Genomic DNA, 21539 nt, shown 5'->3' on the forward strand with positions numbered 1-21539 from the left:
GCACCTGCCGGATGTGGGGCTGCACCCGGGCGGCCACCCACGCCGACCTCGACCACCTCCGGCCCTGGCCCGCCGGCTCCACGACCCCCAGCAACCTCATGGCGCTCTGCCGCCGACACCACCGGATGACACAACGCGGACGATGGCGCCCCACCCTCCACCCCGACGGCACCCTCACCTGGACCAGCCCCACCGGCGCCGTCCGCACCACCGAACCCGACCACCGCAGGGTGCCCGGCCACGGCCTGACGTGCGGTCAGCGGGTGGCGCTCGTGTCGGCCTGCGACGGATGGGGCTCGTCGCCGATGGCCCGCTGCTGGCGACGGAGCTCGACGGTGAGCTCCTCGCGGACGGCGCGGTACGAGGGGTCGTCGTAGACGCTGTGCATCTCGTAGGGGTCGGTCTCGAGGTCGAACAGCTCCCACTCCGGTGGCGCCTGCGACTCGGAGGCCCCGGGCTGGCCCAGCCCGTCGTTGTAGTAGTAGATGAGCTTGTGGCGCTCGGTCCGGACGCCGTAGTGCGCCCACACCCCGTGGCTGCCGTCGTCGTGCTCCCAGTAGCGGTAGTAGACCGCGCGGCGCCACTCCTGCGGGGTCTCCCCACGCAGCAGGGGCCGCAGGCTGTGGCCCTGCATGCGCGCCGGCGCGGGGACGCCGCACAGGTCGAGCAGGGTCTGGGCGACGTCGACGTTCATCGTCAGCTCGGAACAGGCCCGACCCCCGGCGACCTCCCGGGGGTAGCGCACCAGCAGCGGCATCCGCAGCGACTCCTCGTACATGAACCGCTTGTCGAACCAGCCGTGGTCCCCCAGGAAGAAGCCCTGGTCCGAGGTGTAGACGACGATGGTGTCCTCGGCCAGCCCCTCGGCGTCGAGGTGGTCGAGCAGGCGGCCCATGGTGTCGTCGATGGAGGCGACGCAGCGCAGGTACTCCTTGATGTAGCGCTGGTACAGCCACGAGTCGAGCGCCTCCCCGGCGAGCCCTGCCGGTGGCTCCTCCTTCACGTCCTGCGGCCACAGGTCCGTCATCCGCATGCGGGCCCGGCTCGCGGCGGTCGAACGGTGGGTGTAGTCGTCGCGGAAGGTGACCGGCTCGCGGATCTCCTCGGAGGCGTACATCTGCTGGTGGCGCGGGGCGGGCTCCCAGCTGCGGTGCGGTGCCTTGTGGTGGAGCAGGAGGCAGAATGGCCGGGAGCGGTCCCGGGCGGAGATCCAGTCGAGCGACAGGTCGGTGAGGATGTCGGTGACGTACCCGGGGATCCGGGAGCGTCCGTCGGCGCCGATGAGCTCGGGGTCGTGGTACTCGCCCTGGTCGGGCAGGACCCGCCACTCGTCGAACCCCACGGGGTCGTGCCCGGGTCCGTGTCCGAGGTGCCACTTGCCGAAGATGGCGGTCTGGTAGCCCGCAGACCGGAGGGTGGCAGGGAACGTCGGCTGCTCGCTGTCGAACTGTGCGCTCAGGGTCGTCACGCCGTTGACGTGGTTGTACGTCCCCGTGAGGATCGTCGCGCGGCTGGGTGCGCAGATGGAGTTCGTGCAGAAGCAGGCGTCGAAGCGCACGCCCTCGGCGGCGAGCCGGTCGAGGTGGGGGTCCGGTTCACCCGGCTTCCGTACGCGCTGATCGCATGGGCCGCGTGGTCATCGGACATGACGAAGACGATGTTGGGCCGTCGTGGCATGACCTCGACCCTAGAGACCGCAGGAATCCTCGGTGGTCGGAGGGCCTCACGCCTTCTCGACCGGTCTGCGCCAGACGGAGACGTGCTGCTCGCTGTCGTGGGTGAACGGCGCTCCCCGCCAGTTCGACCAGCGGTGCTCGAGCTCGAGCCCGGCGAGCCGCGCCATGAGGTCGCACTCCTCGGGCCACACGAACCGGTAGTGGTGCACCCCGTACCGGAAGCTGCCGTCATCGCACCGGGTGAGGTGGTGCGACGTGCCCTGCTGCCCGACGAGGTCGTAGGTGTCGAAGCCGACGTGCCCGTCGCTCACGTCGAAGGGCACGGCCGACTGGCCCGGCGGGAGCCGCCGCAGGGAGGGGACGCCGATCTCGACGACGAACCGGCCGCCCGGGGCCAGGTGGCGGGCCGCGTTGCGGAAGCACTCGACCTGCTCGTCCTGCGTCCGAAGGTTGCCCAGGGTGTTGAACACGAGGTAGACGAGCGAGAACTCGCCGGGCACCCGGGTCGTCGCCATGTCGCCGACGAGCACCGGCACGTCCGAACGCTTCGCCCGCAGCCGCTCGGCCATCGGTCGGGACAGCTCGATCCCGGACACCTCGAGCCCGCGCTCGCGCAGCGGCACCGCCACGCGGCCGGTCCCGACGGCCAGCTCGAGCACCGGTCCGTCACCGGCGAGGGACGCCAGCAGTTCGAGGGCGGGCTCGAGGACCTCGGGCGCGAACATCGACGCCGCCTCGTCGTCGTAGCGTGCCGCGGTCTCGGCGTCCCAGAGGTCGGAGCTCGTCATCGCCCCACCCTGTCCCGTGGACGCGGCTGCCCGCCAACGGTTTTCCTGTGGCAGGTCAGCCGGCGCGGCGGCGGTGCACCGAGACGGCGTAGTCGCCGCCCTCGACGAAGGGCTGCTTGTCCCACGTGGAGTACCGCGTGATGTAGGCGAGCCCGGCGGCGTCCGCGAGCCGGTCGTAGGTGCGCAGGTCGACCTTCGCCGCCGCCTCCGGGAGCGACCCCGGCAGCCCGAAGCCCGCGACGAGGTACCCCTGCGGGGCGAGGTGCGCGGCCATCCGCTCGAGGACGGTGCCGAGGGTGCCGTCGGCGAGGTAGGGCACGACGTTGCCCGCGAGGACGATGCAGTGGAACTCCTGCTCGGTCCGCAGGTTGAGCCGGGCGAGGTCGGCGACGAGGAAGTGCGTGTCCCGGTCCTCCTCGCGGGCGATGTCGATGAGGTGGGGGTCGGCGTCGACCCCGACGACGTGGTGCCCGAGCCGGGTCAGCTCGGACGCGACCCGGCCGAACCCGCACCCGCCGTCGAGGACGCGGGAGGGCGGCGGCACGAGCTCGGTGACGAAGCGGGCCTCGCCGTGGAGGTCGGCGCCGGACTCCTCGAGGTCGAGGAAGCGGCGGCGGTACGCGGCCGCGGCCTCCGGACCGCTCTGGAGGGCCGACCAACGGGTGGGCGACGGGGCGTTGGGGGTGTCCATGGGCCACATGCCGGTCCGACGTCCTCTCGTGTGTCGCGGTTTCAGGACTCGAAGGAGTGCTCGGCCGCCGGGAAGGTCCCGCCCGCGACCTCGGCGGCGTAGGCAGCCGCCGCGTCGTGGAGGGCGCCGCGCAGGTCGGCGTACTTCTTGACGAACCGCGGGGCCCGCCCGCCGCGCAGCCCGGCCATGTCCTGCCAGACGAGGACCTGCGCGTCGCACTGCGGCCCGGCGCCGATGCCGATCGTCGGGATCCGCAGCGCCTCGGTGACCTTCGCGGCCGCGGGGGCCGGGACCATCTCCATGACGATGGCGAAGCACCCGGCCTCCTCGAGCGCGAGGGCGTCCTCGAGGAGCTTGTCCGCGCCGGCCCCGCGGCCCTGCACCTTGTACCCGCCGAGGACGTGCTCGCTCTGCGGGGTGAACCCGATGTGGCCCATGACCGGGATGCCGGCGCGCACGAGCAGCTCGACCTCGGGGACCATCGGCTTGCCGCCCTCGAGCTTGACGGCGTGCGCCATCCCCTCCTTCATGAACCGCGTGGCGGTGGCGAGCGCCTGCTGCGGGCTGGCCTGGTAGGAGCCGAAGGGGAGGTCGGCGACGACCATCGCGTGCTTCGCCGCCGAGGTGACCGCCCGCACGAGCGGCACGAGGTGGTCGACGGTGACGGGCACGGTCGTCTCGAAGCCGTAGACGTTGTTGCCCGCGCTGTCGCCGACGAGGAGCACGGGGATGCCGGCCTCGTCGAAGATCTCGGCCGTGTACATGTCGTACGCGGTGAGCATGGCCCACTTCTCGCCGCGCTCCTTCATCTGGAGCAGGTGGGGCACCCGGACGCGCCGCTGCGGGGCCGCCTGGGCGCCCGTCCCGTAGGGCGCGGTCGTCTCCGGCGCGGAGGAGGAGGACGGCATCGGCTCGCTCATGGCGTCGATCGTAGGGGTCGCCGGCCCGGGCGCCGGTGGAGCGCCCGGGCCCCTCGGCACGTCGGGGGCGTCCAGCGCATGTCGGTGTCACCCGCAGGAAACACGAGTGCGGCAGGATCGACACATGGACCGTCAGCAGGAGTTCGTCCTCCGCACCATCGAAGAGCGCGACATCCGGTTCGTCCGGCTCTGGTTCACCGACGTGCTCGGCACGCTGAAGTCGGTGGCGATCGCTCCCGCCGAGCTCGAGGGCGCCTTCGCCGAGGGCATCGGCTTCGACGGCTCGGTCATCGAGGGGTTCGCCCGGGTCTACGAGGCCGACATGCTCGCCAAGCCCGACCCGAGCACCTTCCAGGTGCTGCCGTGGCGCGGCGACAGCCCCGGGACGGCACGGATGTTCTGCGACCTGACGATGCCCGACGGCACGCCGTCGATGGCCGACCCGCGCCACGTCCTCCAGCGGGCGCTGACCAAGGCGTCGGACCAGGGCTTCACGTTCTACACCCACCCCGAGATCGAGTTCTTCCTCCTCAAGGACGGGTGGAAGCCCGGGACGTCCCCGGAGCCCGTCGACCAGGCCGGGTACTTCGACCACGTGGCGCGCGGCAACAGCCACGACTTCCGACGGGCCGCCATCTCGATGCTCGAGGCGATGGGGATCTCGGTCGAGTTCAGCCACCACGAGGGCGCCCCCGGGCAGAACGAGATCGACCTGCGCTACGCCGACGCCCTGTCCACCGCCGACAACATCATGACCTTCCGCACGGTCATCAAGGAGGTCGCCCTCGAGCAGGGCATCCACGCCTCCTTCATGCCCAAGCCGTTCGCCGAGCACCCCGGGTCGGCCATGCACACGCACCTCTCGCTCTTCGAGGGCGACACCAACGCCTTCCACGAGCCCGGCGCGCCGTACCAGCTGTCGAAGATCGCGCGGCAGTTCATCGCCGGGCTGCTCCGCCACGGCGCCGAGATCACCGCCGTCACCAACCAGTGGGTCAACTCCTACAAGCGCCTCTGGGGCGGGGGCGAGGCACCGGCGCACCTGACGTGGGGGCACAACAACCGCTCCGCCCTCATCCGCGTGCCGATGTACAAGCCGAACAAGGGCAACAGCAGCCGGGTCGAGGTCCGCAGCATCGACAGCGCCTGCAACCCCTACCTCGCCTTCGCCGTCCTGCTCGCCGCCGGGCTCAAGGGCATCGAGGAGGGCTACGAGCTGCCGCCGGAGACCGAGGACGACGTCTGGAGCCTCACCGACTCCGAGCGCCGCGCCATGGGCATCAAGCCGCTGCCGGCGAGCCTCAGCGAGGCCATCGCCGTCATGGAGAGCAGCGAGCTCGTCGCGGAGACGCTCGGCGAGCACACCTTCGACTTCTTCCTGCGCAACAAGCGCGCCGAGTGGAACGACTACCGCAACCAGGTCACCGCCTTCGAGCTCGATCGCTACCTGCTGCGGCTCTGACGGGCATGAGCTCCCGCGGGCCCGGCTCCGTCCCGGCCGCCATCGCGCGGCTCGGTTTCGACGACCCCTCCCGCGCCCACGCCCTCCTCCAGGACCCGGCCGTCGCGGGGCTGGTCCACTCGCGCGAGCACATCGAGGAGCACGGGCTCGCCGAGGCGCTCGCCGCCGTCCCCGACCCCGACGGCGCCCTCCTCGGGCTCGTGCGGTTCATGGAGGCCGCGGGGCGCGTGCCCGCGCTGCGCGGACCCGTCACCGAGGCGCTGGCGGTCCCGGGACGGCCGCGCGACCGCGTGCTCGCCGTCCTCGGCGCATCGGCGGCGCTCGGTGACCACCTCGTCGCGAACCCGGACCACTGGACGGCCGTCACCGACGCGGCACCGCTCGGCGTGGGGGAGCGGGTGGAGCGGCTCGTCGGGGCGGTCACCACGCCGGGTGACGTCCCGGCGGTCGACGTCCTGCGCACCGAGTACCGCCGCCAGCTCCTCGGGGTCGCCGCGCTCGACCTCACGGCACCCGACCCCGTCGCCTCGCTGCCCGAGACCGCCGCCGCGCTCGCCGACCTCGCGCAGGCCGCGCTCGAGGCGGCGCTCGCCATCGCGCGCGCGGAGGTGGGTCCCGATGCCGACCGTGCCCGGCTCGCGGTCGTCGCCATGGGCAAGACGGGTGGGTGCGAGCTCAACTACGTGTCCGACGTCGACGTCATCTTCGTCGTCGAGCCCGCCGACGGGGTCTCCGAGGAGGACGCGACGGCCGTGGGGACCGACCTCGCCACCCGGCTCATGCGGATCTGCTCAGCCTCGACCGCGGCGGGCTCGCTGTGGCAGGTCGACCCCGCCCTGCGCCCCGAGGGCAAGAACGGCCCCCTCGTGCGGACGGTCGCGAGCCACCGCGCCTACTACGAGCGGTGGGCGAAGACCTGGGAGTTCCAGGCGCTGCTCAAGGCCCGGCCCGTCGCCGGCGACCCGGAGGTGGGGAAGGCCTACCTCGACGCGGTGCAGCCGATGGTGTGGCAGGCCTCGACCCGCGAGAACTTCGTCGACGACGTCCAGGCGATGCGCCGCCGGGTCGAGCAGCACATCCCCGCCGCCGAGGCCGACCGCCAGCTCAAGCTCGGCCCCGGGGGTCTGCGGGACGTCGAGTTCTCGGTGCAGCTGCTCCAGCTCGTCCACGGCCGCGCCGACGAGTCGCTGCGCACCGGGACGACCCTCGACGGGCTCGCGGCGCTGTCCCGCGGCGGCTACGTCGGTCGTGAGGACGCCGCCACCCTCGAGGCCGCCTACCGGCTGCTGCGCACCCTCGAGCACCGCATCCAGCTGTTCCGCCTGCGCCGGACGCACCTGATGCCGACCGCGCCCGCCGACCTGCGCCGGCTGGGCCGCGCCCTCGGGCACCGGTCCTCGCCCGCGGAGTCGGTCGTCGCGCAGTGGCGCGCGCAGCAGCGCGAGGTCCGGCGCCTCCACGAGCGGATCTTCTACCGGCCGCTGCTGTCGGCGGTGGCGCGCCTGTCCGACTCCGACGTGCGCCTCACGCCCGAGGCGGCGCGGGAGCGGCTGTCCGCGCTCGGGTTCCGCGACCCCCGCGGCGCCCTGAGGCACCTGGAGGCGCTCACCGACGGGCTGAGCCGGCGGGCCGCCATCCAGCGCCAGCTCCTGCCGGTCATGCTCGGCTGGTTCGCCGACGAGGCCGACCCCGATGCCGGGCTCCTCGCCTTCCGCAAGATCAGCGACGAGCTCGGCTCGACCCACTGGTACCTCCGGCTGCTGCGCGACGAGGGCTCCGCGGCCGAGCGGCTCGCCCACACCCTCGCCCGCAGCCGGTTCGCCGCCGACCTGCTCGAGCAGGCCCCCGAGTGCGTGCAGTTCCTCGGCGACTCCGCCGGTCTCACCCCCCGCTCCCGCGACGACGTCCTGCGCCGGATGCGGTCGGCCGCCGGCCGCAAGGACGACCCGCAGGCCGCGGTGCTGGCCGCGCGCACCATCCGGCGCAGCGAGCTGTTCCGCATCGCCGTCGCGGACCTGTCCGGCTCGCTCGCCCTCGACGCCCTCGGCGCCGCGATGACCGACCTCACGTCCGCCCTGCTGCAGGTGACGCTCGAGGTCTGCGTCGCCGACGTCGAGCAGCGCACCGGCGCACCGGCGCTCACCCGCCTGCTCGTCGTCGGGATGGGCCGCCTCGGTGGCGGCGAGCAGGGCTACGGGTCCGACGCCGACGTCATGTTCGTCCACGACCCCGTCGAGGGCGCCGACGAGGTCGCGGCCCAGCAGCAGGCGATGGAGGTCGTCAAGGAGCTGATCCGCCTCCTCGGCCTGCGCGGGCCCGACCCCAACCTGGACGTCGACGCCTCCCTGCGACCCGAGGGCAAGAACGGGCCGCTCGTGCGCTCCCTGGCGTCGTACCGCGAGTACTACGGCCGCTGGTCCCTCGTGTGGGAGGCGCAGGCGCTGCTGCGCGCCACGCCGGTCGCCGGTGACGAGGACCTCGGTCGGCGCTTCCTCGACCTCGTGGCGCCCCTGCGCTGGCCCGAGGGCGGCCTGACCGCCGAGCAGCTGCGCGAGATCCGCACCCTCAAGGCCCGGATGGAGTCCGAGCGGCTTCCGCGCGGGGCCGACCGCAAGACCCACTTCAAGCTCGGCCACGGCGGCCTCTCCGACGTCGAGTGGGTCGTGCAGCTGCTGCAGCTGCGGCACGCGCACGCCCACCCCGAGCTGCGGACGCCCTCGACGACGGCCGCCCTCGACGCGGCGGAGCGGCTCGGGCTCATCGACCCGGCCCACGCCGCCGACCTCTCGGCCGCGTGGCGCCTCGCCTCGTCGATGCGCAACGCGGGCGTGCTCTTCCGCGCCAAGGTGCTCGAGGCCGTGCCCACCGACCCGCGCGACGCCGACGGGATCGCCCGCATCCTCGGCCTCCCGGGCGGCTCGGGCCAGGAGCTGGGGGAGCGGTACCGCCGCGTGGCGCGGCACGCCCGGGTGGCCCACGAGGCCGTCTTCTACGAAACCTAGACTGGTGGCCATGTCCGACAGCACGACGACCGGCGTCATCCCGCGGCTCGACCTGCGCGGCCGGCACCTCGGCCTGCGCGAGCTGCGAGCCGCGCTGCCCCGCGCCGAGTTCGACGTCGAGGCCGCCCTCGACACGGTGCGCCCCATCGTCGACGACGTCCGCGTGCGCGGTGCCGCGGCCCTCTACGACGCGGCGGAGCGCTTCGACGGGATCCGCCCGCCCCGGCTGCGCGTCCCCGCCGACGTCGTGGCCTCGGCCCTCGACGCCCTCGACCCGGCCGTGCGGGCCGCCCTCGAGGAGTCGATCCGCCGGGCCCGGGTCGTCCACGCCGACCAGCGGCGCACCGACACGACGACGACGGTCGTCGACGGCGGCACCGTGACCGAGCGCTGGGTGCCCGTCGACCGGGTCGGCCTCTACGTGCCGGGAGGCCTGGCGGTCTACCCGAGCAGCGTCGTGATGAACGTCGTGCCGGCCCAGCTCGCCGGGGTGCCGAGCCTCGCGGTCGCCAGCCCGCCCCAGCGCGACCACGGGGGCTGGCCGCACCCGACGATCCTCGCGGCCTGCGCCCTCCTCGGCGTCGACGAGGTGTGGGCGATGGGTGGCGCGCAGGCCGTCGCTGCCTTCGCCCACGGGGTCGACGACGGTGACGACACCTGCGACCCGGTCAGCCTCGTCACGGGACCGGGCAACATCTACGTCGCCGCGGCCAAGCGGCTGCTCAAGGGCGTCATCGGCATCGACGCCGAGGCCGGACCCACCGAGATCGCCGTCCTCGCCGACGACTCCGCGGATGCCGAGCACGTCGCCTCCGACCTCGTGTCGCAGGCCGAGCACGACCCGCTCGCGGCGGCCGTCCTCGTCACCGACAGCGACACGCTGGTCGAGGCCGTCGAGGCCGCCCTCGTGCGGCGGGTCGCGGCGACCAAGCACACCGAGCGGGTCGCGACGGCCCTGCGTGGCGCGCAGTCCGCGCTCGTCCTCGTCGACGACCTCGACGCCGGGCTCGCGCTCGTCAACGCCTACGCGGCCGAGCACCTGGAGATCCAGACCCGCGACGCGGCGGCCGTCGCGGCGCGGGTCCGAAACGCCGGGGCGGTGTTCGTCGGCCCGTGGTCCCCGGTGAGCCTCGGCGACTACGCGGCCGGCTCGAACCACGTCCTGCCCACCGGCGGGTGCGCCTGCCACAGCAGCGGGCTGTCGGTGCAGTCGTTCCTGCGCGGCATCCACGTCGTCACGTACTCGCAGGACGCGCTGCGCGACGTCGGCGGCCACGTCGTCACCCTGGCGCGCGCCGAGGACCTGCCGGCGCACGGCGAGGCCGTCCTCGCCCGCCATCCCGAGGTCGACCCGCAGGCCTGACCTGCACGTCCGCGACCCGACCTGCGGGCGTCGGCGCCGCGGGCTAGCGTCGACGCGATGGTCGACAGGGTCCAGCACGTGCCCGTCGCCGGCCCGCGGGTCGTCGACGCGGCTCGACCCCGGCCCGCCCACGGCATCCTGCGCACGGCCCGGACGGCGACCGCCCTCGTCCTCCTCGCCGCCACCGTGGTCGTCGTGGGCGGCTCGTTCGGTGACGGCGTGGGGGCCACCCTCGTGCGCGTGTCCTTCGTCGGCCTCTGGCTCTCGCTGCCCTGGCTGCTCACCGTGGGCGCGACCCACCTGACCCGGCGCGCCGGGCTCCCGGCGCGCCTCGTCGCGGCCGCGGCCGCCGTCTCCTGGGCCGCGGCCGTGGGGACGGTCGTGGCGCTGACGCCGGGGATGCTCGGGTCGTCGGCCTCCGCCGGGTGGGGGCTCGCGGGCGCGGCCGCCGCCGCCGCGGTCCTCGTCGTCGGTGCGCGGCTCGGCGCGCCGCCCCCTCCGCCCGGGGACGAGGCCCGGGACTGGCTGCGCGGCCCCTTCCTCGACTGACCCGGCGCCCGACACGCCACAGCATGTGGGTCCCGCGCGGTGTCGGTGGCCCCACATATGGTGGGTCTCGCAGCTGGTCCACCGATCGCTCCGTCCGGGCGTGAGGTGGGGCAAGAGGGAACCCGGTGCGAGTCCGGGACTGCCCCGCAGCGGTGAGTGGGAACGACCCCCGTCAACAGCACTGGGCCTCCGGGCCTGGGAAGCGGCGGGCAGTAGGCGGCGCGAGCCACGCCCACGAGTCCGAAGACCTGCCAGTCGCGCCGCACCCGCCCGGGTGCGGCACCTCCACGGTCGCGCGGGACGGCCGACGGGAGTGGCAGGTCCACGGGTGTCGGTCGCCGGCGCCTCCTGCCGTCCTCGTCACCCCTCGCGCGCTCGCGGAGCAGGCCCGAGCTCGCGAGGAGAGAGCAGATGAGCACCACCACCGTCGCCCCGGACACCACCGGAGCAGACACCCCACCCCCCACCCGCACCGCGATGCAGGTGCGCAAGCGCAACGGCGACGCCGAGCCCGTCGACGTCAACAAGATCGTCCGGGCCGTGGACCGCGTCTGCGACGGCCTCGACGAGGTCGACCCGCTGCGCGTCGCGACGCGCACCATCAGCGGCCTCTACGACGGCGCGACGACGGCCGAGCTGGACCGGCTCTCGATCCAGACCGCCGCCGAGCTCATCGGCGAGGAGCCCGAGTACAGCCGCCTCGCGGCCCGCCTCCTCGCCGCGTACGTCGACAAGGAGGTGCGCGGCCACGGCGTTGCGTCGTTCTCGCAGTCGGTGGCGCTCGGCCACGCCGAGGGGCTCATCGGCGACACGACGGCGGCCTTCGTCGCGGCCAACGCCCGCAAGCTCGACGTCGCCGTCGACCCCGTGAACGACCGCAGGTTCGAGTACTTCGGCCTGCGCACGGTCGTCGACCGCTACCTGCTGCGCCACCCGACGACCCGCCTCGTCGTCGAGACCCCGCAGTACTTCCTCCTGCGCGTCGCCTGCGGCCTGGCGCACAGCCCGCGCGAGGCCATCGACCTGTACCGCCTGATGGCGAGCCTGGCCTACCTGCCGAGCAGCCCGACGCTGTTCAACTCCGGCACCCGGCACACGCAGATGTCGTCCTGCTACCTCGTCGACAGCCCGCGCGACGAGCTCGACTCGATCTACGAGCGCTACCAGCAGGTCGCTCGCCTGTCGAAGTTCGCCGGCGGCATCGGGATCGCCTTCTCCCGCGTCCGGGGCCGCGGCGCCCTCATCCGGGGCACGAACGGCACGAGCAACGGCATCGTCCCGTGGCTGCGCACCCTCGACGCGTCGGTCGCCGCCGTCAACCAGGGAGGACGGCGCAAGGGGGCCGCCTGCGTCTACCTCGAGCCGTGGCACCCCGACATCGAGGAGTTCCTCGAGCTGCGCGACAACACCGGCGAGGACGCCCGCCGCGCCCACAACCTCAACCTCGCCAACTGGCTGCCCGACGAGTTCCTCCGCCGGGTCGAGGCCGACGAGGTGTGGAGCCTCGTCGACCCGAGCGAGGTGCCCGGCCTCACCGACCTGTGGGGCGACGCGTTCGACGAGGCCTACCGGGCCGCCGAGCGCGAGGGGCGCGTCGTGCGCCAGGTCCGGGCCCGCGACCTCTGGGGCCGGATGATCCGGACCCTCGCCCAGACCGGCAACGGCTGGATGACGTTCAAGGACGCCTCGAACCGGGCGTGCAACCAGACGGCCGAACCGGGCAACGTCGTGCACCTGTCGAACCTGTGCACCGAGATCATCGAGGTGAGCAGCGACGAGGAGACCGCCGTGTGCAACCTCGGCTCGGTCAACCTGTACCGCCACCTCACCGCCGACGGCGCCGGCATCGACTGGGAGCGGCTGCGCGCCACGGTGCGCACCGCCGTGACCTACCTCGACCGCGTCATCGACATCAACTACTACCCGAGCGAGGAGGCCGGGCGGTCCAACCCGCGCTGGCGCCCGGTGGGCCTGGGCTACATGGGGCTCCAGGACGTCCTGTTCGCGCTGCGGCTGCCGTTCGACTCTCCCGAGGCGCTCGAGCTGTCGACCCGCATCGCCGAGGAGGTCCAGCTCTCGGCACTGGAGCGGTCGGCCGAGCTCGCCGAGGAGGTCGGCGCCCACCCGGCGTTCGCGCAGACGCGGGCGGCGCGCGGCATCCTCCACCTCGACCACTACGACGTGACGCCGACCCAGACCGAGCGGTGGGACGCGCTGCGGGAGAGGGTCGCCCGCACCGGGCTTCGCAACGCCCTCCTCGTCGCCATCGCACCGACGGCGACGATCGCCTCCATCGCCGGCTGCGGCGAGTGCATCGAGCCGCAGGTGTCGAACCTCTTCAAGCGCGAGACGCTGTCGGGCGAGTTCCTCCAGGTCAACGGGCACCTCGTCCGCGAGCTGAAGGCCCGTGGGCTCTGGAGCTCCGAGACCCGCGACGCCGTCAAGCGCGCCGAGGGCTCGGTGGCCGGCGTCGCGGCACTGCCGGAGGACGTGCGCCACCTGTTCCGCACGGCCTGGGAGCTGCCGCAGCGCGCCCTCATCGCGATGGCCGCGGCGCGCCAGCCGTACGTCGACCAGAGCCAGTCGCTCAACCTGTTCATGGCGAGCCCGACGATCGGGAAGCTGTCCTCGATGTACCTGCACGCGTGGAAGTCGGGACTGAAGACGACCTACTACCTCAGGTCCCGGCCGGCGACCCGCATCCAGCAGACGACGGTGACCGAGACCCGTTCCGCCGCACCGCTTCCCGCGGTGCCGGCACAGGACGAGGAGGCGTCGGCCGCCCTCGCCTGCTCGCTCGAGAACCCCGAGTCCTGCGAGGCCTGCCAGTGAGCGCCGTGACGGGCACCCGGACCCTGCTCCTCGACCCCGGGCTCGACCTCACGCTGCGACCGATGCGCTACCCGCACTTCTACGACCGGTACCGCGACGCCATCAAGAACACGTGGACCGTCGAGGAGGTCGACCTGCACAGCGACCTCGCGGACCTGCGGAAGCTGAGCCCGGCCGAGCGGCACCTCGTGAGCCGCCTCGTCGCGTTCTTCGCCACCGGCGACACGATCGTCGCGAACAACCTCGTGCTCAACCTCTACACGCACGTCAACGCCCCCGAGGCGCGGCTCTACCTCTCGCGGCAGCTGTTCGAGGAGGCGGTGCACGTGCAGTTCTACCTGACCCTCCTCGACACCTACGTGCCCGACGACGCCGAGCGGCACGCGGCGTTCGCGGCCGTGGAGAACATCCCGTCGATCAAGGCCAAGGCGGACTTCTGCTTCCGGTGGATCGACTCGCTCTCGGACGTGCGGCGGCTCGAGACGGCCGAGGACCGGCGCGCCTTCCTGCTCAACCTCGTCTGCTTCGCAGCGTGCATCGAGGGGCTGTTCTTCTACGGCGCCTTCGCGTACGTGTACTTCCTGCGGTCGCGGGGCCTGCTCAACGGGCTGGCCTCGGGGACGAACTGGGTGTTCCGCGACGAGTCGATGCACATGGCGTTCGCCTTCGACGTCATCGACACCGCCCGGGAGGAGGAGCCCGACCTCGTCGACGACGCGTTCGCCGACGACGTGCGCCGGATGATGATGGAGGCGGTCGACTGCGAGGCGCAGTTCGCGCAGGACCTGCTCGGCGGGGGAGTGGCGGGGCTCTCGACCACCGACATGCGCTCCTACCTCGAGCACGTGGCCGACCGGCGGCTCGAGCGGCTGGGCTTCCCGGCGGCCTACGGGTCGCGCAACCCGCTCGCGTTCATGGAGCTGCAGGACGTCCAGGAGCTCGCGAACTTCTTCGAGCGCCGGGTGTCGGCGTACCAGGTGGGCGTCACCGGGGCAGTGACCTTCGACGACGACTTCTGAGCGGGCGTCCTCGGGTCCGACCGGGGCCGGTCGCGTGGCGGTGTCTCCGCCCGTGACCGGCCTCGTCGGCCGTCATGGCCGCCGAAATAGACTGCACCGCATGGACCCGCGCACGACCGTCGAGGCGATGCTGCGACCCGACCTGCGCGGCCGGACCGCCTACGGCGCACCGCAGCTCGAGGTCCCCGTCGCGCTCAACACGAACGAGAACAGCTACCCGGTGCCCGCGGTCGTCGTCGACGCCATCGCCGCGGCGGTCCGCGAGGCCGCCGCCGGCCTCAACCGCTACCCGGACCGCGAGTTCACCGCGCTGCGCCGGGCGCTCGCGGCGTACCTGTCGCGCAGCGGCACCCGGGTGACCGCCGAGCAGGTCTGGGCGGGCAACGGGTCCAACGAGGTCCTCCTCCACCTCCTCCAGGCCTTCGGCGGCCCCGGACGCACGGCGCTGGGCTTCACCCCGGCGTACTCGATGCACCCGATCATCACGACGACCACGGGGACGACGTGGCTCGACGGGATGCGGGGTGTCGAGGGGCACGGCGCGTTCGACCTCGACGCGGCATCCGCCGTCCGGCAGGTCGTCGAGCACCGGCCCGACGTCGTCTTCCTCTGCTCGCCGAACAACCCCACCGGGACCGCCCTCGGCCTCGACGTCGTCGAGGCGGTGCACGACGCGGCCCCCGAGGCGCTCGTCGTCGTCGACGAGGCCTACGAGGAGTTCGCCCGCCCCGGGACGCCGAGCGCCCTGACCCTCCTCGCCGGGCGCCCCCGCCTCGTCGTGACCCGCACGATGTCGAAGGCGTTCGCGCTGGCCGGCGGCCGCCTGGGCTACCTCGCCGCCGACCCCGCCGTCACCGAGGCGCTGCGCCTCGTCCGGATGCCGTACCACCTCTCGACACCGACCCAGGCCGTCGCCCTCGCCGCGCTCGCGCACGCCGACCTCATGCTCGAGACGGTCGACGTCATCAAGGAGCAGCGCGACCGGGTCGTCGCCGAGCTCGGCGCACTCGGGTTCGAGCCGGTGCCGAGCGACGCGAACTTCGTCCTCTTCGGGCACCTCGCCGACGCCCGCGCGACGTGGCAGGCGCTGCTCGACCGGGGCGTCCTCGTCCGCGACGTCGGCATTCCCCACTATCTTCGTGTCACGGCGGGCACCCCTGACGAGACCACCCGGTTCCTCGAGGCCGTGGCCGCCCTCGCCCCGACCCCCACAGGAGCAGCTCCGTGAGCACCGACGCCCCCCGCACCGCCACCGTGCGCCGCGGCACGTCCGAGAGCACCGTCGAGGTGACCGTCGACCTCGACGGCACCGGCCGCGGCGACGTCAGCACCGGCGTCCCGTTCTACGACCACATGCTCCTCTCGCTCGCGAAGCACTCCCTCGTCGACCTCACCGTCAGGGCCACCGGCGACACGCACGTCGACGCGCACCACACCGTCGAGGACGTCGCGATCGTCCTCGGCCAGGCGGTCCGCGAGGCGCTCGGCGACAAGTCCGGCATCTCGCGGTTCGGCGACGCCACCGTCCCTCTCGACGAGGCGCTGGTGCAGGCCGTCGTCGACGTCGCGGGTCGTCCCTACTGCGTCCACGAGGGCGAGCCGGCCGGCCAGGAGTACGTCGTCATCGGCGGGCACTACGTCGGGAGCCTGACCCGCCACGTCCTCGAGTCGTTCGCGTTCCACGCCCAGATCGCGCTGCACGTCCGCGTGCTGTCCGGTCGCGACCCGCACCACGTCGTCGAGGCCCAGTTCAAGGCGCTCGCCCGCGCCCTGCGCGCGGCGGTCGCCCGCGACCCGCGCGTCGAGGGCGTCCCGAGTGCGAAGGGCGCGCTCTAGCCCGTGGCTGCCGACGCCAGGTCGGGAGCCGGGCACGGCCTCGTGCTCGTGCGCCGGTCGCCCGCCTCGGTCTCGCGCTGGCTGCGGCGCGGCCTCGTCGCGGTCACCGTCGCGCCGCTCGGCCCGTGGACCGGGATCACCCTCGCCGACGAGCGCGCCCTGAGCGCGGCGCCGTACGACGTCGGGCTCGAGGTGCTCGCCGCGCGCCCGACGCCGTGGCGGGCGCGGCCCTCCATCGGGCTGTTCGACGTCCACGGCCGCGCCGCCATCACCGTGCACCCCCGCGGGCTGCGGGCCCACCACCAGTGGGTGGTCTGGGAGCCGCGCCGCGGGGTCGTCGACACCCCGGCGCTGCCGCGCCTGCGCCTGCCCGCACTCCTCGCGGCCGCCGGTGCCGAGGGCCGGGTCCGGGAGGAGGCGCTCGCCGACGTCCTGCGCTCCGGGCACGGCACCCCCGTCGACCTCCTCGTCACCGTCCTCGGGCTGCTCGGCCTGCCCGGCAAGGAGCTGCTCGTGCGCGGGGACTGCGCCGGCGCCACCGACGTCGAGCCGTCCCACCGCGGCGTCCTCGCCTTCGACCGCCTCGTCGCCGAGGAGGCCGCCCACCGCGCCGAGGACGAGCGGCTGCGCGAGGGGGGACGCCGATGAGCGCACCCGCCCCCCGCGTCGTCGTCCTCGACTACGGCAGCGGCAACGTCCGCAGCGCCGTGCGCGCCCTCGAGCACGTCGGCGCAGCGGTCGAGCTCACCGCCGACCGCGAGTCCGCCCTCGCCGCCGACGGCCTGTTCGTGCCCGGTGTCGGCAACTTCCACGCGTGCATGGCGGGGCTCGCCGCCGCCGACGGCCCGCGCCTCATCGACACCCGGCTCGCCGGGGGGCGCCCCGTCCTCGGCGTCTGCGTCGGGATGCAGGTGCTCTTCGAGGGCTCGACCGAACCGAGCCTCATGCCGATCGAGGGGGTGGGGCAGTGGCCCGGGCGGGTCTCGCGCCTGCTCGCCCCCGTCGTGCCGCACATGGGCTGGTCCACCGTCGAGGTGCCCGAGCGCACGGTCCTCTTCGACGGCATCCGCGACGAGCGCTTCTACTTCGTGCACTCCTACGCCGCCCACACCTGGGACCTGCCGGAGCCCGACGGGCCGTTCGCCGCCGTGGCGCCGTCGGTCACGTGGGCCACGCACGGCGAGCGCTTCGTCGCCGCCGTCGAGAACGGCCCGCTGTCGGCGACCCAGTTCCACCCCGAGAAGTCGGGGGAGGCGGGCCTGGCCCTCCTCCGCAACTGGGTCCGCTCCCTCTGACGGACCGGATGACGGCCGCCTCCGCGCGCCGGGCAGACTGGACCCCTTGACTCCAGTCGTGTGCCGAGGTGGCTGCCAGGGCGACCACCTGAGCACACGACTCCGCCAGAACCACCCGGAGGACCGCACCCGTGAGCACCACCAGCGACCAGCCGCGCCTGGAGCTGCTGCCCGCCGTCGACGTCGTCGAGGGCCGCGCCGTCCAGCTCGTCCAGGGGGTCGCCGGCTCCGGCGGCGAGTTCGGCGACCCGCTCGAGGCCGCCCTCGCGTGGCAGGAGCAGGGCGCGGAGTGGCTCCACCTGGTCGACCTGGACGCCGCCTTCGGGCGCAGCTCGAACGCCGACCTGCTCGCCGAGATCGTCGGCCGCCTCGACATCAAGGTGGAGATGAGCGGCGGCATCCGTGACGCCGGCTCGCTCGAGCGCGCCCTGGCCACCGGCTGCCGGAGGGTCAACGTCGGCACAGCGGCCCTCGAGGACCCGGAGTGGACCGCCGCCGCCATCGCCGAGCACGGCGACCGGGTGGCCGTCGGGCTGGACGTGCGGGGGACCACGCTCGCGGCGCGCGGGTGGACCTCGGAGGGCGGCGACCTCTGGGAGACCCTCGAGCGCCTCGACCGCGAGGGCTGCGCCCGCTACGTCGTCACCGACGTCGCCAAGGACGGCATGCTCCAGGGCCCCAACCTCCAGCTCCTGCGCGACGTCTGCGCCCGCACCGACCGGCCGGTCGTCGCGTCGGGCGGGGTCTCCACGCTCGAGGACGTCGCCGCCATCCGCACCCTCGTCGGCGACGGGGTCGAGGGCGCCATCATCGGTTCGGCGCTCTACCGCGGCGCGTTCACGCTGCCCGAGGCCCTCGACGTCGCCGGCCGCCCGTGACGCACGGGCCCGGCCCCGGGGGCCCGCACGACTCGGCCGACGTCCCCTGGGCCGGCCGCGACCTGAGCGCCAGCGGCTTCGAGGCCGACACCGGTGAGGCCGACGCGCACCTGCGCGCCCTCCTCGCCGACCCCGGCACCCCGGACTCCGTGCTCATGGCCGCCGTCGAGACGGCCCGGTTCGTCGTCCCGGTCGTCGCCGAGCCCACCGAGGTCGACTCCACCGGCGAGCACGCCGTCGAGAAGCAGGTCGACATGGCCGCGGTCACCCTCGTCGCCCCGGACGGCCAGCGGGCCCTGCCCGCCTTCACCGGCACCGACGCCCTCGCGGCCTGGGACGCGCAGGCCCGTCCCGTGCCGGTCACGGCCGCCCGCGCCGCGCAGGCGGCGGTGTCCGAGCGCTGCGACGTCGTCGTCCTCGACGTCGCCGGGCCGGTGACCCGCGTGCTGCGCCCGTCGATGGTGTGGGCCCTCGCGCAGCAGCGCCCCTGGCAGCCGCCGCACACCGACCCCTTCGTCGCGAAGGGCGTCCGGGACGCGACCGCCGACGAGGACGACGTCACCGCGGTCGACGTCGAGGAGGGGCGGCCGCACGGGACGGGCGTCCTCGGCATCGTGCTCCACCTCCGCCCCGGGATGGCGCCGGAGGACGTGCGCGCCGTCGCCACCCGGGTGGGTGAGCGGCTCGCCCACGACGGCGAGCTGAGGGCCCGCGTCGACGGCCTCGCGTTCCGGATCGTCTGATTTCGGCCGCGGGGGCCCCGCTGGTAGTCTGGTGCGCTGACCGGCCGCTCCTCACGGGGCGGTGTGCAAGAGAAGCCCAGCTTCCACCCGCGTCGACCACCAGGTCGCCGGGTCCGACGAGGTCCGCGACGCGATGTCGCGCCCGCCCCGCGAGGGCGCGGCGACGCCATCGGGTGGTGGTTCCCGGACGGATCGGATCGCAGGCTCCTCGCGCACGTGGCGCGAGGAGCCTTTTTCGTGCCGCGGGTCAGGTCCGAGTTCTCGATGAAGGAGAAGCACATCAGCGAGCCACGCATCAACGACCGCATCCGGGTTCCCGAGGTGCGGTTGGTCGGCCCCAACGGCGAGCAGGTCGGGATCGTCCGCGTCGAGGACGCCCTGCGGCTGGCCGCCGAGGCGGACCTCGACCTCGTCGAGGTGGCGCCGATGGCCAAGCCCCCCGTCGCCAAGCTCATGGACTTCGGCAAGTACAAGTACGAAGCCGCCATGAAGGCGCGTGAGGCCCGCAAGAACCAGGTCAACACGGTCATCAAGGAGATCAAGCTCCGCCCGAAGATCGACCCGCACGACTACGGCACGAAGAAGGGCCACGTCGTCCGGTTCCTCGGTGGCGGTGACAAGGTCAAGGTGACGATCATGTTCCGCGGTCGCGAGCAGAGCCGCCCCGAGCTGGGGTTCCGGCTCCTGCAGCGCCTCGCGGAGGACGTCGTCGAGCTCGGCACCGTCGAGTCCGCCCCCAAGCAGGACGGCCGCAACATGGTCATGGTCCTCGCGCCGACGAAGAAGAAGGCGCAGGCGATGGCCGAGCAGCGGCGTCGCCGTGACGAGGCCGCGGGTCCGGCCAGCGCCGAGCCCACCGAGGTCGTCGAGGCCGTCGAGGTCGAGGCCGACACGGCCGAGGCCACCGACGTCGAGGCCCCCGAGACCGCCGAGACCGAGCCGACGGCCTGACCGCCGGCCCCCCACGAACCAGCACCACCGAACCACACGAGGAGATCGGCACCATGCCGAAGAACAAGACGCACAGCGGCTCCAAGAAGCGCTTCCGGGTGACCGGGTCGGGCAAGGTCATGCGCGAGCAGGCCGGTCACGTCCACAAGTTCCACGAGAAGACCCCCCAGAAGGCTCGCGCCCTGTCCAAGGACGTCCTGGTCTCCAAGGGCGACCTCAAGAAGGTCAAGAAGCTCCTCGGCCGCTGAGGCCGACCCCCACCCCCAGACTGACGCAACACAGCAAGGAGTACTCACGTGGCACGCGTGAAGCGGGCGGTCAACGCCCAGAAGAAGCGCCGGGTCGTCCTCGAGCGCGCCAGCGGCTACCGCGGGCAGCGCTCGCGCCTGTACCGCAAGGCCAAGGAGCAGGTCCAGCACAGCCTCGGCTACGCCTACCGCGACCGCCGGGCCCGCAAGGGTGACTTCCGTCGCCTCTGGATCCAGCGGATCAACGCCGCCGCCCGCGCGAACGGCATGACGTACAACCGGTTCATCCAGGGCCTGAAGGCCGCCGAGGTCGAGGTCGACCGCCGCATGCTCGCCGAGCTCGCGGTCAACGACGAGGCCGCGTTCGCCGCGCTCGTCGAGATCTCGAAGGCGAACCAGCCGGCGCGCGAGCCGGCCGAGGCGTCCGCCTGAACCACGTGTCGGTGATGGACAACCCCCGGTCCGACCGGGTGCGGTCCGTCGCGGCGCTGTCGAAGCGGTCGGTGCGTGCGCGCACCGGCCGCTTCGCCGTCGAGGGCCCCCAGGGCGTCCGCGAGGCGGTGCGCCACGCGCCGGCCTCCGTCCGCGACGTCTACCTCACGGCGGAGGCGATGGCGCGGTACGCCGCCGACATCGTCGAACCCGCCCGGGCCGCCCGGCTCTGGGTCCACGAGGTGACTCCCGAGGTCCTCGCGGCGATGGCGGAGACCGATGCCCCGCAGGGTGTCCTCGCCGTCGTCGAGGCCGCGGCCCCGACCCTCGAGGACGTCCTCGCGGGCGGTCCGCGCATCCTCGTGCTCCTCACCCACGTCCGCGACCCCGGCAACGCCGGCACCGTCATCCGCGGGGCGGACGCGGCGGGCGCCGATGCCGTCCTCGTCTCCGAGGCGTCGGTCGACGTGTTCTCCCCGAAGGTCGTCCGCTCCACCGCCGGATCGCTGTTCCACCTCCCCGTCGTCACCGGCCTCGACGTCGACGCGACCCTCGCCCGGCTGCGCGGGGCAGGGGTGCGCACCTACGCCGCCGACGGGTCCGGGACGACCCTCCTGCCCGACGCGGACCTCTCGGGGCCGCACTGCTGGGTCATGGGCAACGAGGCCTGGGGCCTCGACGACGCGGTGCGCGACACGTGCGACGAGGTCGTCCGGGTGCCGATCCACGGCCTGGCCGAGTCGCTCAACCTGGCGATGGCCGCGACCGTGTGCCTCTACGCCTCGGCGGCGCACCGCTGACCTCCCGGTATGCCGACCGGCCTGCCGTCGTGAGGACGGCGCGTCCGCCGGGTA

20 protein-coding genes and 1 riboswitch are annotated in these 21539 nt (G+C 73.6%); of the genes, 16 read left to right on the plus strand and 4 right to left on the minus strand.

Translation table 11 applies throughout. The annotated features are described in order from the left end of the window. Positions 1–256 precede the first annotated feature (256 nt). From ACK8HX_RS17345 to panB, 4 genes are all read right to left on the minus strand, one after another. The gene (locus ACK8HX_RS17345; RefSeq protein WP_411941973.1) at positions 257–1558 is read right to left on the minus strand and encodes a sulfatase family protein; all 1302 of its coding nucleotides are present in this window, start codon (positions 1556–1558) and stop codon (positions 257–259) included. Positions 1559–1723: 165 nt separating this feature from the next. Further along, positions 1724–2464, minus strand: coding sequence for a class I SAM-dependent DNA methyltransferase (locus ACK8HX_RS17350; RefSeq protein ID WP_411941974.1), 741 nt, complete (start codon positions 2462–2464; stop codon positions 1724–1726). A gap of 55 nt (positions 2465–2519) precedes the next feature. Continuing rightward, entirely contained in the window at positions 2520–3155 is a 636-nt protein-coding gene (locus tag ACK8HX_RS17355; RefSeq protein WP_411941975.1) for a class I SAM-dependent methyltransferase, read from the minus strand. Positions 3156–3196: 41 nt separating this feature from the next. Beyond that, entirely contained in the window at positions 3197–4075 is an 879-nt protein-coding gene (panB, locus tag ACK8HX_RS17360) for a 3-methyl-2-oxobutanoate hydroxymethyltransferase (RefSeq protein ID WP_411941976.1), read from the minus strand. A 124-nt stretch (positions 4076–4199) separates the two neighbouring features. Between panB and ACK8HX_RS17365 the strand changes: the two genes are divergently transcribed. From ACK8HX_RS17365 to ACK8HX_RS17440, 16 genes are all read left to right on the plus strand, one after another. Then, entirely contained in the window at positions 4200–5537 is a 1338-nt protein-coding gene (locus tag ACK8HX_RS17365) for a glutamine synthetase family protein (protein ID WP_411941977.1), read from the plus strand. A 5-nt stretch (positions 5538–5542) separates the two neighbouring features. Beyond that, the gene (locus ACK8HX_RS17370) at positions 5543–8539 is read left to right on the plus strand and encodes a bifunctional [glutamine synthetase] adenylyltransferase/[glutamine synthetase]-adenylyl-L-tyrosine phosphorylase (RefSeq protein ID WP_411941978.1); all 2997 of its coding nucleotides are present in this window, start codon (positions 5543–5545) and stop codon (positions 8537–8539) included. A gap of 10 nt (positions 8540–8549) precedes the next feature. After that, positions 8550–9902, plus strand: a complete 1353-nt coding sequence (hisD, locus tag ACK8HX_RS17375; RefSeq protein WP_411941979.1) for a histidinol dehydrogenase — start codon at positions 8550–8552, stop codon at positions 9900–9902. 57 nt (positions 9903–9959) lie between these two features. Then, on the plus strand, positions 9960–10451 hold the full coding sequence (locus tag ACK8HX_RS17380; RefSeq protein ID WP_411941980.1) for a hypothetical protein: 492 nt from the start codon (positions 9960–9962) through the stop codon (positions 10449–10451). 57 nt (positions 10452–10508) lie between these two features. Next, positions 10509–10721, plus strand: a riboswitch (cobalamin riboswitch). 141 nt (positions 10722–10862) lie between these two features. After that, the gene (locus tag ACK8HX_RS17385; RefSeq protein WP_411941981.1) at positions 10863–13283 is read left to right on the plus strand and encodes a ribonucleoside-diphosphate reductase subunit alpha; all 2421 of its coding nucleotides are present in this window, start codon (positions 10863–10865) and stop codon (positions 13281–13283) included. Between the two features lie 5 nt (positions 13284–13288). Further along, complete coding sequence (locus ACK8HX_RS17390) at positions 13289–14302, plus strand: ribonucleotide-diphosphate reductase subunit beta (RefSeq protein ID WP_411941982.1); 1014 nt, start codon at positions 13289–13291, stop codon at positions 14300–14302. 100 nt (positions 14303–14402) lie between these two features. Beyond that, positions 14403–15530: a histidinol-phosphate transaminase gene (locus tag ACK8HX_RS17395; RefSeq protein WP_411941983.1), complete on the plus strand. Its 1128-nt coding sequence runs from the start codon at positions 14403–14405 to the stop codon at positions 15528–15530. Then, complete coding sequence (gene hisB / locus ACK8HX_RS17400) at positions 15527–16138, plus strand: imidazoleglycerol-phosphate dehydratase HisB (protein WP_411941984.1); 612 nt, start codon at positions 15527–15529, stop codon at positions 16136–16138. The genes ACK8HX_RS17395 and hisB overlap by 4 nt, the downstream gene beginning before the upstream one ends. 3 nt (positions 16139–16141) lie before the next feature. Continuing rightward, positions 16142–16786, plus strand: coding sequence for a hypothetical protein (locus tag ACK8HX_RS17405; RefSeq protein WP_411941985.1), 645 nt, complete (start codon positions 16142–16144; stop codon positions 16784–16786). Then, on the plus strand, positions 16783–17433 hold the full coding sequence (gene hisH / locus ACK8HX_RS17410) for an imidazole glycerol phosphate synthase subunit HisH (protein WP_411941986.1): 651 nt from the start codon (positions 16783–16785) through the stop codon (positions 17431–17433). The genes ACK8HX_RS17405 and hisH overlap by 4 nt, the downstream gene beginning before the upstream one ends. 131 nt (positions 17434–17564) lie before the next feature. Further along, a complete protein-coding gene (gene priA / locus ACK8HX_RS17415; protein ID WP_411941987.1) occupies positions 17565–18311 on the plus strand; it encodes a bifunctional 1-(5-phosphoribosyl)-5-((5-phosphoribosylamino)methylideneamino)imidazole-4-carboxamide isomerase/phosphoribosylanthranilate isomerase PriA in 747 nt (248 codons plus the stop codon). Next, a complete protein-coding gene (locus ACK8HX_RS17420; protein WP_411941988.1) occupies positions 18308–19054 on the plus strand; it encodes an SseB family protein in 747 nt (248 codons plus the stop codon). Before priA ends, ACK8HX_RS17420 begins: the two co-directional genes overlap by 4 nt. A 264-nt stretch (positions 19055–19318) precedes the next feature. Beyond that, positions 19319–20005, plus strand: a complete 687-nt coding sequence (gene infC / locus ACK8HX_RS17425; RefSeq protein ID WP_411942008.1) for a translation initiation factor IF-3 — start codon at positions 19319–19321, stop codon at positions 20003–20005. 53 nt (positions 20006–20058) lie between these two features. Continuing rightward, positions 20059–20253 (plus strand): 50S ribosomal protein L35, encoded by a 195-nt coding sequence (rpmI, locus tag ACK8HX_RS17430; protein WP_411941989.1) that lies wholly within the window; start codon positions 20059–20061, stop codon positions 20251–20253. Positions 20254–20301: 48 nt separating this feature from the next. Next, entirely contained in the window at positions 20302–20685 is a 384-nt protein-coding gene (rplT, locus tag ACK8HX_RS17435) for a 50S ribosomal protein L20 (RefSeq protein ID WP_411941990.1), read from the plus strand. Between the two features lie 14 nt (positions 20686–20699). After that, positions 20700–21485, plus strand: coding sequence for a TrmH family RNA methyltransferase (locus ACK8HX_RS17440; RefSeq protein ID WP_411941991.1), 786 nt, complete (start codon positions 20700–20702; stop codon positions 21483–21485). Positions 21486–21539 lie beyond the last annotated feature (54 nt).

Origin of the sequence: Oryzobacter faecalis (assembly GCF_046764005.1) — a bacterium.
Lineage (GTDB): Bacteria > Actinomycetota > Actinomycetes > Actinomycetales > Dermatophilaceae > Oryzobacter > Oryzobacter faecalis.

Excerpts from the sequence above, each read along its gene's own strand:
- ACK8HX_RS17350 (WP_411941974.1), bottom strand. The coding sequence starts at position 2,464 with ATGACGAGCTCCGACCTCTGGGACGCCGAGACCGCGGCACGCTACGAC.
- ACK8HX_RS17355 (WP_411941975.1), bottom strand. The coding sequence starts at position 3,155 with ATGGACACCCCCAACGCCCCGTCGCCCACCCGTTGGTCGGCCCTCCAG.
- panB (WP_411941976.1), bottom strand. The coding sequence starts at position 4,075 with ATGAGCGAGCCGATGCCGTCCTCCTCCTCCGCGCCGGAGACGACCGCG.
- ACK8HX_RS17365 (WP_411941977.1), top strand. The coding sequence starts at position 4,200 with ATGGACCGTCAGCAGGAGTTCGTCCTCCGCACCATCGAAGAGCGCGAC.
- ACK8HX_RS17370 (WP_411941978.1), top strand. The coding sequence starts at position 5,543 with ATGAGCTCCCGCGGGCCCGGCTCCGTCCCGGCCGCCATCGCGCGGCTC.
- hisD (WP_411941979.1), top strand. The coding sequence starts at position 8,550 with ATGTCCGACAGCACGACGACCGGCGTCATCCCGCGGCTCGACCTGCGC.
- ACK8HX_RS17380 (WP_411941980.1), top strand. The coding sequence starts at position 9,960 with ATGGTCGACAGGGTCCAGCACGTGCCCGTCGCCGGCCCGCGGGTCGTC.
- ACK8HX_RS17385 (WP_411941981.1), top strand. The coding sequence starts at position 10,863 with ATGAGCACCACCACCGTCGCCCCGGACACCACCGGAGCAGACACCCCA.
- ACK8HX_RS17395 (WP_411941983.1), top strand. The coding sequence starts at position 14,403 with ATGGACCCGCGCACGACCGTCGAGGCGATGCTGCGACCCGACCTGCGC.
- hisH (WP_411941986.1), top strand. The coding sequence starts at position 16,783 with ATGAGCGCACCCGCCCCCCGCGTCGTCGTCCTCGACTACGGCAGCGGC.
- infC (WP_411942008.1), top strand. The coding sequence starts at position 19,319 with ATGAAGGAGAAGCACATCAGCGAGCCACGCATCAACGACCGCATCCGG.
- rpmI (WP_411941989.1), top strand. The coding sequence starts at position 20,059 with ATGCCGAAGAACAAGACGCACAGCGGCTCCAAGAAGCGCTTCCGGGTG.
- ACK8HX_RS17440 (WP_411941991.1), top strand. The coding sequence starts at position 20,700 with ATGGACAACCCCCGGTCCGACCGGGTGCGGTCCGTCGCGGCGCTGTCG.